This window comes from uncultured Pseudoramibacter sp. (assembly GCF_903789625.1).
Lineage (GTDB): Bacteria > Bacillota > Clostridia > Eubacteriales > Eubacteriaceae > Pseudoramibacter > Pseudoramibacter fermentans.
The window spans coordinates 1-13,189 of sequence record NZ_CAIFFF010000006.1 but is presented as its reverse complement, the minus strand read 5'-3'; the positions used below and the strand labels follow the sequence as shown (position 1 = coordinate 13,189).

At 55.5% G+C, this 13,189-nt stretch carries 15 protein-coding genes and 1 riboswitch; of the genes, 6 read left to right on the top strand and 9 right to left on the bottom strand.

The window, feature by feature from the left end; genetic code table 11:
- Positions 1-64: 64 nt before the first annotated feature.
- Together QZX60_RS04875 and QZX60_RS04870 are read right to left on the bottom strand one after the other, a co-directional pair.
- A complete protein-coding gene (locus QZX60_RS04875; protein WP_295361955.1) occupies positions 65-802 on the bottom strand; it encodes a carboxymuconolactone decarboxylase family protein in 738 nt (245 codons plus the stop codon).
- A 21-nt stretch (positions 803-823) separates the two neighbouring features.
- A complete protein-coding gene (locus tag QZX60_RS04870; RefSeq protein ID WP_295361953.1) occupies positions 824-1,030 on the bottom strand; it encodes a hypothetical protein in 207 nt (68 codons plus the stop codon).
- A 146-nt stretch (positions 1,031-1,176) separates the two neighbouring features.
- Here QZX60_RS04870 and QZX60_RS04865 point away from each other — a divergent pair, with 146 nt between their 5' ends.
- Positions 1,177-2,082 (top strand): LysR family transcriptional regulator, encoded by a 906-nt coding sequence (locus QZX60_RS04865; RefSeq protein ID WP_295361951.1) that lies wholly within the window; start codon positions 1,177-1,179, stop codon positions 2,080-2,082.
- On the opposite strand, the gene QZX60_RS04860 is transcribed toward QZX60_RS04865, so the two are convergent.
- Positions 2,042-2,593 (bottom strand): MATE family efflux transporter, encoded by a 552-nt coding sequence (locus QZX60_RS04860; RefSeq protein WP_295361950.1) that lies wholly within the window; start codon positions 2,591-2,593, stop codon positions 2,042-2,044. The genes QZX60_RS04865 and QZX60_RS04860 overlap by 41 nt on opposite strands.
- A 255-nt stretch (positions 2,594-2,848) precedes the next feature.
- On the opposite strand from QZX60_RS04860, the gene QZX60_RS04855 reads away from it, so the two are divergent.
- Both QZX60_RS04855 and QZX60_RS04850 read left to right on the top strand, forming a co-directional pair.
- The gene (locus QZX60_RS04855) at positions 2,849-4,114 is read left to right on the top strand and encodes an O-acetylhomoserine aminocarboxypropyltransferase/cysteine synthase family protein (protein WP_295361948.1); all 1,266 of its coding nucleotides are present in this window, start codon (positions 2,849-2,851) and stop codon (positions 4,112-4,114) included.
- A gap of 24 nt (positions 4,115-4,138) precedes the next feature.
- On the top strand, positions 4,139-4,663 hold the full coding sequence (locus QZX60_RS04850; RefSeq protein WP_295361946.1) for a cysteine hydrolase family protein: 525 nt from the start codon (positions 4,139-4,141) through the stop codon (positions 4,661-4,663).
- Between the two features lie 75 nt (positions 4,664-4,738).
- Here QZX60_RS04850 and thiC read toward each other — a convergent pair whose 3' ends face one another.
- From thiC to QZX60_RS04835, 3 genes are all read right to left on the bottom strand, one after another.
- On the bottom strand, positions 4,739-6,052 hold the full coding sequence (gene thiC / locus QZX60_RS04845; RefSeq protein ID WP_295361944.1) for a phosphomethylpyrimidine synthase ThiC: 1,314 nt from the start codon (positions 6,050-6,052) through the stop codon (positions 4,739-4,741).
- 92 nt (positions 6,053-6,144) lie between these two features.
- Positions 6,145-6,247: riboswitch (TPP riboswitch) on the bottom strand.
- Between the two features lie 103 nt (positions 6,248-6,350).
- Positions 6,351-6,809 (bottom strand): DUF6465 family protein, encoded by a 459-nt coding sequence (locus tag QZX60_RS04840; RefSeq protein ID WP_295361943.1) that lies wholly within the window; start codon positions 6,807-6,809, stop codon positions 6,351-6,353.
- Between the two features lie 203 nt (positions 6,810-7,012).
- Positions 7,013-8,386 (bottom strand): citrate synthase, encoded by a 1,374-nt coding sequence (locus tag QZX60_RS04835; protein ID WP_295361941.1) that lies wholly within the window; start codon positions 8,384-8,386, stop codon positions 7,013-7,015.
- 358 nt (positions 8,387-8,744) lie between these two features.
- Here QZX60_RS04835 and QZX60_RS04830 point away from each other — a divergent pair, with 358 nt between their 5' ends.
- From QZX60_RS04830 to QZX60_RS04820, 3 genes are read left to right on the top strand one after another with little or no spacing between them, the layout of a single operon-like run.
- Positions 8,745-9,518 carry a transporter substrate-binding domain-containing protein gene (locus QZX60_RS04830; protein WP_295361939.1) on the top strand — a complete coding sequence of 258 codons (774 nt, stop codon included), beginning with the start codon at positions 8,745-8,747 and terminating at the stop codon, positions 9,516-9,518.
- A 40-nt stretch (positions 9,519-9,558) separates the two neighbouring features.
- Positions 9,559-10,215 (top strand): amino acid ABC transporter permease, encoded by a 657-nt coding sequence (locus QZX60_RS04825; protein WP_295361937.1) that lies wholly within the window; start codon positions 9,559-9,561, stop codon positions 10,213-10,215.
- Positions 10,208-10,939 carry an amino acid ABC transporter ATP-binding protein gene (locus QZX60_RS04820; RefSeq protein WP_295361935.1) on the top strand — a complete coding sequence of 244 codons (732 nt, stop codon included), beginning with the start codon at positions 10,208-10,210 and terminating at the stop codon, positions 10,937-10,939. The genes QZX60_RS04825 and QZX60_RS04820 overlap by 8 nt, the downstream gene beginning before the upstream one ends.
- Before the next feature lie 21 nt (positions 10,940-10,960).
- Here the strand turns inward: QZX60_RS04820 and QZX60_RS04815 are convergent, their stop codons facing one another.
- Genes QZX60_RS04815 through glyA form a run of 3 tightly spaced genes read right to left on the bottom strand, consistent with a single transcriptional unit; the run spans position 10,961 to position 13,002 of the window.
- Positions 10,961-11,089 (bottom strand): hypothetical protein, encoded by a 129-nt coding sequence (locus tag QZX60_RS04815; protein ID WP_295361933.1) that lies wholly within the window; start codon positions 11,087-11,089, stop codon positions 10,961-10,963.
- A gap of 6 nt (positions 11,090-11,095) precedes the next feature.
- Positions 11,096-11,755: a YigZ family protein gene (locus tag QZX60_RS04810; protein WP_295361931.1), complete on the bottom strand. Its 660-nt coding sequence runs from the start codon at positions 11,753-11,755 to the stop codon at positions 11,096-11,098.
- Positions 11,755-13,002: a serine hydroxymethyltransferase gene (gene glyA / locus QZX60_RS04805; protein ID WP_295361929.1), complete on the bottom strand. Its 1,248-nt coding sequence runs from the start codon at positions 13,000-13,002 to the stop codon at positions 11,755-11,757. The genes QZX60_RS04810 and glyA overlap by 1 nt, the downstream gene beginning before the upstream one ends.
- Between the last annotated feature and the right edge of the window lie 187 nt (positions 13,003-13,189).

The window sequence follows — 13,189 nt, the reverse complement described above, 5'->3', positions numbered from 1 at the left end:
CGGCTCGGTTTTTTTGCAGATAAATTAAATATCGGCGGATAAGGGCATGATTGGTCCCCCTGATTTAGAGCGCGAGGTAGATGTCGTCGCTGACCGGTTCACACCATTCGTTCGAGGTATTTTCACCCGGCAGTTCAAAGGCCAGGTGGGAGAACCAGCGGTCCTTCGCGGCGCCGTGCCAATGCTTGACTTCCGCTGGGATTTCAACGACGTCGCCGGGCTTGAGGGCCTGCGCCGGTTTGCCTTCTTCCTGATACCAGCCTTCGCCGTCGACGCAGATCAGAATCTGGCCGCCGCCGGAGGTGGCGTGGTGAATGTGCCAGTTGTTGCGGCAGCCCGGTTCAAAGGTGACGTTGAAAATCGCCAGCGGGTCGTCCGGCTTGGTCACCGGGTTCAAATAGGACTGACCGATAAAGTATTTGGCGAAGGCGTCGTTGGGCTGACCCAGGCCGAAAAAGCCGCCGTGGCTTTCCGGCGTCGTGTCGTCAGCGTACACGTCCTTCGCCATCGGGAAGGCGGCCCAGGCATTGGGCCATCCGGCGTAAAAGGCGATGTGGGTCAAAAGCTCAGCCATTTCCTGCTTGGTTACGCCGTTTTTTCGGGCGCTCTGCAGGTGGAACTTCAAAGCGTCGGTGACCATCCCTTTGCCGATCAAGGCCGAGACGGTGATGATGCTTCTGAGTTTCGGGGAGAGCTTGTCTTCTCTGGCCCAGACTTCTCCGAAAAGTACGTCGTCGTTAAGTGCTGCAAATTTCGGCGCGAAATCGCCGAGGGCGTCGCGTCCAGCTGTTTGTTTTTCCATTGTTCATTTCCTTTCTTGAATCTAATGGGTTTGTTTCCGTTTGGTGTAAATCAAGTAATCGAGACAATCCAATTTGTTTTGCGTGTCGTGGATGGCCGACAGCAGCACCCTGCGGTGCTCGCGCAGCTTGCGGATCTGCACGCTCGGCTCGTTTAAAGCGGCGTAGGCCTTGATGAAGTCAGCGCTGCAGCCAGCGTCCACGAGATTTTGTCTGGTTTTTTCATCCATGGTGGACTCCAGTGGTGTAATTTTTTTGACACGTTTATCTTAAACCCAAAAAGCTAAAATGTGAAATGCTTATGTTGAAAAGCATGATATAATATTTTTGTATATCAAGAGTAACCGCATTGCGATGCGGGAATAGAGGGGTGAAAATGGAAATTCGATCGTTGAAATATTTTTTAGAGGTGGCCCAGGACGAAAACATGACGGAGGCAGCCAATGTCCTTCACGTCACCCAGCCGACGCTGTCGCGTCAGATTGCCGATCTCGAGGATGAGCTCGACACGAAGCTCTTCGTGCGGACCAACCGCAGCACGCTGCTCACTGAGGAGGGCATGCGGCTGAAGCAGCGCGCGATGGAAATCCTCTCCCTCGTCGACCAGACCGAGGAGGAATTCGCCAGAAAAAACGAGGACGTGTCAGGGTGTGTGCGCATCGGGGCGGCGGAAACGAAAATCATGCATCTGGTGACGGAAACCTTCGCCGCGCTTCACGCAAGATACCCGAAGCTGACCTGCGAGATCTCCAGCGGCAACGTCGACGTGATTCAGGAGCAGCTGGAGCGGGGCCTCGTGGATTTTGCGCTGCTGCTCGAGCCGGCGCGGGTCGAGGCCTACAACTGCCTGCGCATGCCCGAGACCGAGGCCGTTGGCGTCGTCGTGCCGGCGGACAGTCCCTGGGCGGGGCTGCACTCGGTTGGGCCGGCGGATCTGGTCCGCATGCCGCTGCTGCTCTCGTCGAGAAAAAACCGCGCGACCTTTGACGCCGAGGTGTGGTCCGACGGGGCAGTGACCACCGAGGACCTCAACGTCGTCGGGCGCTTCGACCTGATCGGCAACGGCGCCGCGCTGGTGCGCACCGGGTGCGCCTGCGCGGTGAGCATCCGCGGGCTGTACCAGATCGACGATCCGAGCCTCGCCTTTGTGCCCTTCGAACCCGAGGTGACGGTGGGCGCCGTCTTCGTCTGGAAAAAGTACCGCATCTTGTCGCGGGCGGCCGAGGCCTTTTTGTCGGCCTTTAGAGAAAAGCTTCGGGATTCTGGCGGATCTGACGCTTGAGCCAGGCGTAATAAATCAGCACGAGCATCATCTGGAACAACGTAGATATTGGCACGGCCAGCCCGATGTGGAACAGCGAGACCGGCTGACGCTTCGACATCAGGTAGGACACCGGCACCCGTACCCCGAAGGCAGAGGCGACCCCTTGAATCATGACGAAGCGCGTGCGGGCCATGCCGTCGAAAAAGCCGATGAAGCAGAACAAAAAACAGGTGAGCAGGCAGTCAATGCCGTAGGCCTTGAGGTAATCGGCGGCGCCGGCAATTACCGCGGTGTCGTTGGTGAAAATGCGGGCCAGGAGATCGCCGTGAAAATAGGAGAGGGAGAACATCGCGGCAGCGGAGAGGGCGGCGATCAGCACCGACTGGCGCAGGGCGCCGAAGATGCGGTCAAATTGGCCTGCACCCCGGTTTTGGGCGACGAAGGCCGAAATCGCCTGCATGAAGCCGATCGGAATCAGGCTGGATAAAATCGGCCCCTCCGTTAAGGACAAAACACGGGTTTTTTTCATTTTTACCTCCAAAATAAAAGCGGACTGAATAGGGCATACCGGCATTTCAGCCAGCACATCTTATCCAGTCCGCTGATCTTTTCATTTCATTCAGGCAGAACCCTCCGATGAACGCCCCTATTGTAATCGAGAAAAGGGATTTTGTCAATTTGACGTTTTCAACCCGTCTGCTTTTTGATAAACTAGAATTAAAACATAGTAAATGAGTCAACATTCATATTAAAACACTAGGTAATTGGAAGGAGCTGTGTTATCATGGATATGGAAACGAAATGTCTGCACTCGGGCTACACGCCGAAAAACGGAGACCCTCGGGTGGTGCCGATTGTGCAGAGTACGACCTACGTTTACGATTCGACAGATGAAATCGCCGGCGTTTTCGACGACCCGACGAAGAGCATCATTTACTCGCGCTTCGCGAATCCGACGGTCATGGCCGTGGAAGCCAAGGTCGCCGATATGGAAGGCGGCGTCGGCGCGATGGCGACGTCCAGCGGCCAGGCAGCCAACCTGCTCGCCATTTTAAACCTCTGCGCGGCGGGGGACAGCTTCATCGCGACGCCGTCGGTTTACGGCGGGACCCTGAACCTGTTCAACATCACGCTGAGACGCCTCGGCATCGAATGCATTTTTGTCGACGAAGAAGCCTCAGAGGAAGAAATTCAGGCGGCCTTCAAGCCGAACACCAAGGCTGTATTCGGCGAAACCCTGGCCAACCCGGCGCTGACGGTGTTCGACATCGAAAAATTTGCGAAGATCGCCCACGCCAACGGTGTGCCGCTGATCGTCGACAACACCTTTGCGACGCCGGTGCTCTGCCGGCCCTTCGAATGGGGCGCCGACATCGTGACCCACTCGACGAGCAAGTACATGGACGGCCACGCGCTGCAGTGCGGCGGGATGATCGTCGACAGCGGCAAGTTCGACTACACCAACGGCAAGTTCCCGGAATTCACCGAACCGGACGAAAGCTACCACGGCATCGTCTACACTGACAAGTACGCCGACGCGCCGTACATCACCAAAGCGCGGATGCAGCTGATGCGCGATTTCGGCTGCTACCCGGCGGCCCACTCGGCATTCCTGCTCAACCTCGGGCTCGAAACCCTGCCGGTTCGGATGCGCCAGTACTGCGACAACGCGATGCAGGTGGCGACCTTCCTCGACGCGGCCGACGGAATCGCCTCGGTGACTTATCCAGGCCTGCCGGGAGACCGCTACCATCAGCTGGCTGAAAAATACCTGCCGGACGGCGCCAGCGGCGTCATTTCCTTTGTCGTCGAGGGCGGACGGCCCCAGGCCGTTAAATTCATGGACAGCCTGAAGCTGGCGTCCAACGAAGTCCACGTCGCGGATATCCGCACCTGCGTGCTGCACCCGGCGTCGGCGACCCACCGCCAGCTCACCGACGAACAGCTCGTCGCGGCGGGCATCGACGGCGGTATGATCCGCCTGTCGGTCGGGCTCGAAAGCGTCCACGACATCATCGAAGACCTTAAACGGGGGCTGGCCGCGCTGTAAAATTGTTTTAAATAAGGAGGAGCCATGGAACGGATATTGATCGTCATCGACATGCAGAAAGATTTTATCGACGGGGCATTGGGAACCAAGGAAGCGGAAGCCATCGTGCAGCCGGTGATCGACAAGATCGCGGCAGTGCCGAAGGCCAACGTCTACGCGACTCAGGACACCCACCCGGACAATTATCTGGACACTCAGGAAGGCGCCAATCTGCCAGTGCCCCACTGCATCAAGGGGACGCCGGGATGGGCTCTCGAGCCGCACATCGCGGCCATGATTCCACCGGATCACATTATCGAAAAGCCGACCTTTGGCTCGGTGGCGCTGGCGGAGCGCATGGCCAAAATCGCGGCGGAGCGGGACATCGAAATCGAGCTCGTCGGGTTGTGTACTGACATCTGCGTTGTCTCCAACGCGCTGATGCTCAAGGCGTTCATGCCGGAGGTGTCGGTGACGGTCGACGCGCGGTGCTGCGCCGGCGTCACACCAGAAAGCCACGCGGCGGCGCTTCAGACCATGGCGGCCTGCCAGGTGAAAATTCTTTCGTGAAAAAGAGAAAAATTTTAATTAAAAAACTGCGATCTGGTAAGACCGCAGTTTTTTTGATGCTGTTTTTTGCTTTGATCATAGAATGTCGATGATTTCGCCGGCCAGGGCCTTGTTCATACTGCGCACCGCGCAGAACTTGCCGCACATGGAGCAGGTGTCGCTGTGATCGTCCCCCGGGGCGCGGCTGTCTCGGATCGCCTTGGCCCGTTCGGGATCGAGGCATTGCGCGAATTGGGCGTTCCAATCGAGTTTGCGTCTGGCATCGGCCATCCGGTCGTCCTGGTCCCGGGCGCCTGGCAGGCCTTTGGCGATATCGGCAGCGTGGGCCGCGATTTTGCTCGCGATGATCCCTTCGTGGACGTCGTCACGGTTTGGCAGCGCCAGGTGTTCCGCCGGGGTGACGTAGCACAAGAAGGCCGCCCCGTTGTAGGCGGCGATAGCGCCGCCAATGGCCGCCGTGATGTGGTCGTAGCCCGGCGCAATATCCGTGACCAGCGGTCCGAGGACGTAGAAAGGCGCGCCGTGGCAGACCTGCTGCTGCACCTTCATGTTCGCGGCGATCTGGTCAAGGGGCACGTGCCCCGGCCCTTCGACCATGACCTGCACGTCCTTTTTCCATGCCCGTTCCGTCAGTTCGCCGAGGCGCATGAGTTCGCCGAGCTGGATACGGTCGGTCGCGTCCGCTAAACATCCAGGCCGGCAGGCGTCGCCGAGGGAGATCGTCACGTCGTATTTCCGGCAGATGTCGAGGATTTCGTCGTAATATTCGTAGAATGGATTTTCTTCGCCGGTCATTGACATCCACGCGAAGATCAGACTGCCGCCGCGGCTCACAATGTTCATCTTGCGTTCGCCGGCCTTGACCTGGCGCACCGTTTCCTTAGTCAGGCCGCAGTGCAGGGTCACGAAATCGACCCCGTCTTCAGCGTGAAGCCGCACGACGTCGATGAAGTCCCGCGCCGAAAGGGTGCCCAAATCTCTTTGATAGTGGATCACCGCGTCGTAGACCGGAACGGTGCCAATCATCGCCGGGCATTCCGATGTCAGTTTCCGTCTAAAGGGCTGGGTGTCGCCATGACTCGACAGATCCATGATCGCTTCGGCGCCGAGATTGACCGCATCCATCACCTTGTCTAATTCCACGTTGAGATCCCGGCAATCACGACTGACCCCGAGATTGACGTTGATTTTCGTCTTCAGCTGTTTCCCGATGCCGTTGGGGTCGAGGCTGGTGTGGTTCACGTTCGCCGGAATGACCACCTGTCCCTTTGCGATCAGATCCATCAATTGATCGATGTCCATGTTTTCCTTTGCGGTAATCGCCTTCATCTGCGGCGTCACGATGCCCTTGCGGGCTGCATCCATTTGGGTTGCGTAATTCAGTGCCATACTTTTCTCCTTGCTCGTTATAAAATTCTGCGCACGGAGAACAAAAAAAGCAGTGCCGGGAGGGCACTGCGGTAAAAAGCACGACGTCAATCAAATCTCGCTTCCGTCTCCCTCCGTTGGCATTATCCAAATCAGGTAAATCGGGTCGTGCGGCATGTCCGCACCTCTCAGCTCATCGCTCCCCGGTACGCGGTAACTCCATTATAGCACGATTTTTTCCGAGGTGAAGGGAAAATCAGGCATTTTCTGAAATTTTGCAAAAAAAACAGCGGCCTGAGCCGCTGCGCGTCGGTGACGCTTAGAGTGCGAAGCTGCCGTTTACTTCGCCGTTGATGACGTAGTAAGCCATCGCTTCTTCGGTGTTGACGTAGACCTTGACGTCCTTGAGATCGCGGACCAGGTTGCCCATCTGTTTGGTCCAAATTTCCTTGACTTCGTCAACAAGTCCGGATGAGGTGACTTCGAAATCGCTGCGCTGGATAATGACTTCGCTCTTGTATCCGCGGCTGGAGCTGCGGCGTGCAGCGGTCTTTTTCGCACCGGTTTTTGCAGCAGATGCAGTGGTCTTCGCGGCCTTCGCAGCTGTTTTCGCCACAGTCTTTGCGGCGGTTTTGGCTGCTTCTGCCTTGGCCTTCTTCGGTTCAGCCTTTGCGACGGTTTCGACTTCTGTTTTCACTTCAACCTTCGGCGTGCTTTTAACTTCTGCCTTCTGGGCTTCAGCGGATGCCATGGATTTTTTGGATAATTTTCTTGCCATCATTAAACCTCCTGTTGAGTTGCACCGGCTTATCTGTCAAATGCTTCAAGAAGTGGTCGACCAAATGTAACTCGAAAATTAAAACAATTGATTACATTGCACAATCTATCATAAATGAAAAATGTTGTAAATAAAAAAGCCGGATTTTCTCCGGCTTTTCGCGTTGTAAATGCTTTCAAAATTACATGACTTAAGCAAGTAAATTATTTTCCGCCCTCTTTCCGATCTTCGATCGGCACGAAGGGTCTGCGTTCCGGAATCAAGCTTTCGTACGCCGGACGCATGATGACTTTGCCGTTGATGATTTCTTCGATGCGGTGCGCGCTCCAGCCGACGATGCGGCCGACGGTGATCATCGGCGTGTACAGTTCCGGAGGGATGTTGAGCATCCGGTACACGAACCCGCTGAAGAAGTCGATGTTGGCACACACCGGCTTGTGGTAAAGGCCGCGTTCGTTGATCATTTTCGGGGCGAGGTCCGCCACCGCCGCGTACAAATCGAACACGTCGCTCTGGCCTTTCGCTGTGGCGAGCTTTTCGCCGTACTTGCGCAGAATTTCAGAGCGCGGGTCGGAGATCGAGTAGACCGGGTTGCCGATGCCGTAAATCTTGCCGCTCTTGTCGAAGGCCTTGCGGTCGAGCAGTGCCGAGAGGTAGCGCTTGATGCCAGCCATGTCGCCGGGGCCAGCGATATTTTCGGCTAGATCTTCCATCATTTCGGGTACGAGCAGAATCTGTCCCCCGTGCTTTGGCCCCTTGAGGGAACCGATCGCCGCCGCCATCGTCGAGTAGGTATCGGTGCCGGTGGAGGAGACCACGCGGTCGACAAAGGTGGAGTTGTTGCCGCCGCCGTGTTCCATGTGAAGGATCAATTCCACTTCGAGCACCCACGCTTCGAGGTCGGTGTATTTCCGATCCGGACGCAGAAGGCTCAACAGGATTTCCGACGTGGACATATTCGGGCGCGCGCGGTGCAGGTACAGGGAATTGCCTTCAATGTAGTGATTGTAGGATTGGTAGACGTACATCACGAGCAGCGGGAACTGGGCGATGAGCTTCACGCACTGAGCGAGCACGTATTCGGGCGAGGTGTCTTCGCTGTTGTCGTCGTAGGCGCCGAGAGAGAGCACGCAGCGGGTCAGCATGCGCATCAAATCGTTGGATGGCGAGTGCATGATGATGTCCCGAGTGAAATGTGTCGGCAGCGGGCGCTGGCTGTCCAGCACGTCGCGGAAGTCGTCGAGCTCAGCCTGCGTCGGCAAGTCGCCGAAGAGCAGCAGGAACGCGGCGGATTCGTAGCCGAAACGGCATTGGGTGAAGCCTTCGATGATGTCGTTGATGTCGATGCCGCGGTACCAGAGCTTGCCCTCACAGGGGACACGCTTGCCGTCGACGATTTCAAAGCCGTCGGCCAAGGAGATATTGGTCAGTCCAACCACCAGACCGTTGCCCTCTTCATCTCGAAGCCCTTGGTTGACATTGTGAGCCTGGTAGGTTGTCATCGGGATGCGGTCCCGATCAATCGTTCTCGACGCGTATTTATGAATAAAAGCCTGGGTAAATGGATCGTTCGCCATGTGTGCCTCCTTCATGCTCGTAAGTGGATTTTGGATACAATCCGTTTATTTTTATTAAATTTTAGCAAAGGAAAGCTCAAAAGTCAATTGTATACAATTTGATTCAAGGCCTGAAAGCTTAAGGGATTGGCCGAATCCATACGGTGTACGAAATAAAATGCATAAAATACAGAATTTGCATATAAATTCAAAGCGAGGAGATCAAAATAAAGGAAAAATAATGCTAAGGTTAAGGACTTTTTAATATTTTGAATTGCACCAGGTATACAAAGATGATAAAATAAAAAGTAATTTAAATATGCTTTAGCGTTTTATTAAAAGAAGACACTGAAGCGCAATCGAATTGGAGGATGTTTTTATGAAAAAAGGTTTGAAATTGGGCCTGGTTTTCGCACTCGCACTCGTCACCGTTGTGACCTTTGCAGCTTGTGGCTCATCCAGCAGCTCAAATTCCGATGAGTACATCATCGCCACTGACACCACGTTCGCGCCGTTTGAATTTGAAAACAGCAAGGGCAAGCGCGTCGGCATTGACATGGACCTGCTCAAGGCCATTGCCAAGGATCAGGGCTTCAAGTACACAGTCAAGGCCCTCGGCTTTGACGGCGCAGTCCAGTCCCTTGAAAGCGGCCAGAGTGACGGCGTTATCGCCGGCATGAGCATTACGGACGAACGCAAGAAAAAATTTGATTTCTCAGATCCGTACTTTGATTCTGGGATCGGCATGGCGGTCCGCAATGATTCTAACATCACCGACTACAGCCAGTTAAAGGGTCAGAACGTCGCGGTGAAGGCCGGTACCGAAGGCGCAACCTTCGCGAAGAAGAATCAGGACAAATACGGCTACACCCTTTCGACCTTCAAGAGCAGTGCTAACATGTACGAAGATGTCAAATCCGGCCACTCCGCTGCCTGCTTTGAAGATTATCCAGTTCTCGGCTACGCCATCACAAAGGGCCAGCCGCTGAAAATCGTCGGCGATCTCCAGGCCGGCAATTCTTACGGCTTCGCTGTTCAGAAAGGCAAAAACCAGAAGCTGCTCAAGATGTTCAATAAGGGCTTGAAGAACTTGAAGAAGAGCGGCGAATACGACAAGATCGTCAACAAGTACATCAAAACGAGCAGCAACTAAGCTGAATCATCAATAGGTTTAATAATTTTTGGAGGTCATTGTGAGTTTCTTTGAATTAATTTCACAATCTTGGCCCCGCCTGCTCCAGGGACTTGGAGTGACCTTGGAATCCACCCTGATATCGCTGGCACTTGCCGCGATATTAGGGATTATTTTCGGGATGCTCTCTGTGTCCAGAGCTGTGGGGGCCCGCGCCGTCGCCCGCGTATACGTCGACATCATCAGAGGAACGCCAATCATCGTTCAGGCGTTCTTCATTTATTTTGGGATCACCAGTGCGCTGAACTTCCGCATGGAACCTATGACAGCTGGGATTATCACGCTGACGCTCAATGCCGGCGCTTATCTGGCTGAAATTTTCCGCGGCGGGATTGAAGCCGTCGATAAGGGCCAGATGGAAGCAGCACGCAGCCTCGGCCTGTCCTATGGGGTGTCCATGCGCAGTGTCATTCTGCCGCAGGCGGTGCGCACAATGGTACCCGCCATCGTCAATCAGTGCATCATCACCCTGAAGGACAGCTCGATTCTGTCAGTCATCGGGATGGCAGAGCTCACCCAGATCGGGAGCTTGATCATCGCCGACAATCTGGAATCCTTCAAGGTGTGGATCATCGTCGGGGTCATGTACTTCATCATCATCATGATTCTGTCAACCATTTCCAAACGTATTGAAAAGAGGTTGAAAGCAGATGCCTAAGATTATCGTTAAAAATTTACAGAAAAAATTCGGCGATCTCGAGGTCCTGAAGGACATCAATCTCGAAGTCGAAGAAGGGGAAGTGGTCTGCGTCATCGGGCCGTCAGGCTCCGGCAAGAGTACGATGCTGCGCTGCCTCAACGGGCTTGAAGAAGCCACCAGCGGTACCATCATCGTGGACGGCAACGAAATCACCGACCCGAATGTCGACATCGACCTCGTCCGGCGCAACATCGGCATGGTGTTCCAGCAGTTCAATCTGTTCCCGTTTATGACGGTCAAAAAGAACGTCACCTTCGCACCGATCAAGCTCGGACTGATGAGTGAAGAAGAAGCGGACAAGAAAGCTGACGAGCTGCTCGACCGCGTCGGGATGCTCGACAAGGCTGACGCCTTCCCGAGACAGCTCTCCGGCGGACAGCAGCAGCGTGTGGCCATCGCCCGCACCCTCGAAATGAACCCGGACGTCATGCTTTTCGACGAACCGACATCGGCTCTCGACCCGGAAATGGTCGGGGAAGTGCTGCGTGTTATGGAACAGCTGGCCTCAGAAGGGATGACGATGGTCGTCGTCACCCACGAAATGGGCTTTGCCAAACAGGTTTCCGACCGGACGATTTTCATTGACGGCGGTGTTGTCGTCGAAGAAGGCCCACCGGAAGCAGTCTTCGACCATCCGCAGAACGAACGGACTCAAAATTTCCTGAACATGGTGCTGAAATAATATCAGGCCGGTTCAATGCCATCATGATACGTTTATCAGCGCGCTCTGAACAATCAGGGCGCGTTTTTCTTTTAGCTGAATATTTTTCCCAATCCAAACATAAAAAAACAGCCCCTGCTGTTGTAAAAGCAGAGACTGTGGTGTTTCCAATTCTTTTTACTTTTCTGGCGCTGAAATCAGCGTGTCGACCCATTTGGCCTCACCTGTGGTGATCACTGCCTGGCCGGCAGTTTGATCGGTTAAAAACGCGGTAAATTCGGCTGTTTCGCCGACAGGTACCTCAAAATCCAAGGTGACCGTCTCTTCGAAACGGGACTGCACCGGCTGCCACGAAGCTTTGCCCGAGGTGGTGAGTTTCTGAATCAGCCCGCCGTACATCGGGTAGGGAATGACGACGCGGACGGTGTCCGACCAGATTTTCCCGACGATGCGCGCGTGGTCGAGCACGAGGGACGCGGTGCCGGAGTAGGCGCGGATCAACCCGCCGGCGCCGAGCTTGACGCCGCCGAAATACCGCACCACCGCGACGCCGACGTTTTTGAGACCCCGTCTCAAGATGACGTCGAGAATCGGCCGGCCGGCTGTACCCGAAGGCTCACCGTCGTCACTGGCCCTTTCCCGCGGCGGGTTGGTGCCCAGCACGTAGGCCGAGCAGACGTGAGTCGCTTTGAAATGCTTTTTTCTGAGCTTTGCGATTTCCGCCGCGACGTCGTCCTCGGTTTCGGCGTGAAACACGACGCCGATGAATCGGGACTTGTTGATCGTCTGTTCCGCCTCGGCGGCGGTCAGCACGGTTTTGTAATCTTTGCCGTCCATCAGTTGTCAGACATCAGATCCGGGTACAGCGGGTATTTGTCAGTCAGGGATTTGACCTTGGCCTTTGCTGCTTCCGGATCCTTTTTGATCAGGGCGTCTTCGAAGATGTCAGCGATGACGTGCATATCTTCTTCGACCAGGCCGCGGGTGGTGACAGCCGGTGTGCCGACGCGGACACCGCTGGCGATAAAAGGCTTCTGAGTGTCGTAGGGGATCGTGTTCTTGTTGGCGGTGATGCCGACGGATTCGAGGGTTTCGTCCGCTTCCTTACCGGTCATGCCGACTGCGGACACATCGACGAGCATCAGGTGGTTGTCGGTGCCGCCGGAGACGATGCGGAAGCCGCGGGCCGCGAGTTCATCCGCGAGGACGGAGGCGTTCTTGACGATCTGTTTCTGGTAGGCGACGAAGTCGTCGGTCATTGCTTCCTTGAAGCAGACGGCCTTCGCGGCGATGGTGTGCATCAGTGGGCCGCCCTGGGTGCCAGGGAACACAGCCTTGTCGATGGCCTTTGCGAATTCGTTTTTGCAGAGGATGAGGCCGCCTCTCGGCCCTCTCAAGGTTTTGTGAGTGGTCGTCGTGACGATGTCGGCCACCGGTACCGGCGACGGGTGGAGTCCTGCGGCGACCAGCCCTGCGATGTGGGCCATGTCGACCATGTAAAGGGCGCCGTTGTCGTGGCAGATTTTGGCCATGCGTTCGAAGTCGATGATCCGCGGGTAGGCGGAAGCGCCGGCGACGACGAGCTTTGGCTGCACTTCCTTCACCTGGGCTTCAAAGGCGTCGTAGTCGATCAATTCGGTTTCCTTGTCGACGCCGTAGGGGACGAAGTTGTAGAGCTTGCCCGACAGGTTGACTTTTGAGCCGTGGGTCAGGTGGCCGCCCTGGTCGAGGGCCATGCCCATGACGGTGTCGCCGGGCTGGAGCAGCGCGACGTAAACCGCGGTGTTGGCCTGGGCGCCGGAGTGGGGCTGAACGTTGGCGTGTTCAGCGCCGAAGAGCTTGCAGGCGCGGTCAATGGCCAGCTGTTCGATTTCGTCGACGAACTGGCAGCCGCCGTAGTAGCGTGCGCCCGGCAGCCCTTCCGCGTATTTATTGGTCAGGTGACTGCCCATGCAGTCCATCACTGATTCTGAAACGAAGTTTTCCGACGCGATCAGTTCAAGACCGTCCTGCTGACGGTGCCATTCCTTGCGCATGATATCGTAGACCGCAGGATCGGTTTTTTTCACGTTTTCGTATCTCATATGACCTCCATGATTTGTAATCTAATTGATAAAAAATAATCGCAATAATGCTCTTTTATTTTAACACAACAAAGCGGGAAAAAAAGAGGGAAGTTGAAAAGGAGCGCCGCAGCGGGTGCGGCGCTCCTGTGGTTATGGAGCAATGAGCTCCGTTAAGTATGCGAAAGCATGCTTAACAATAAACCAC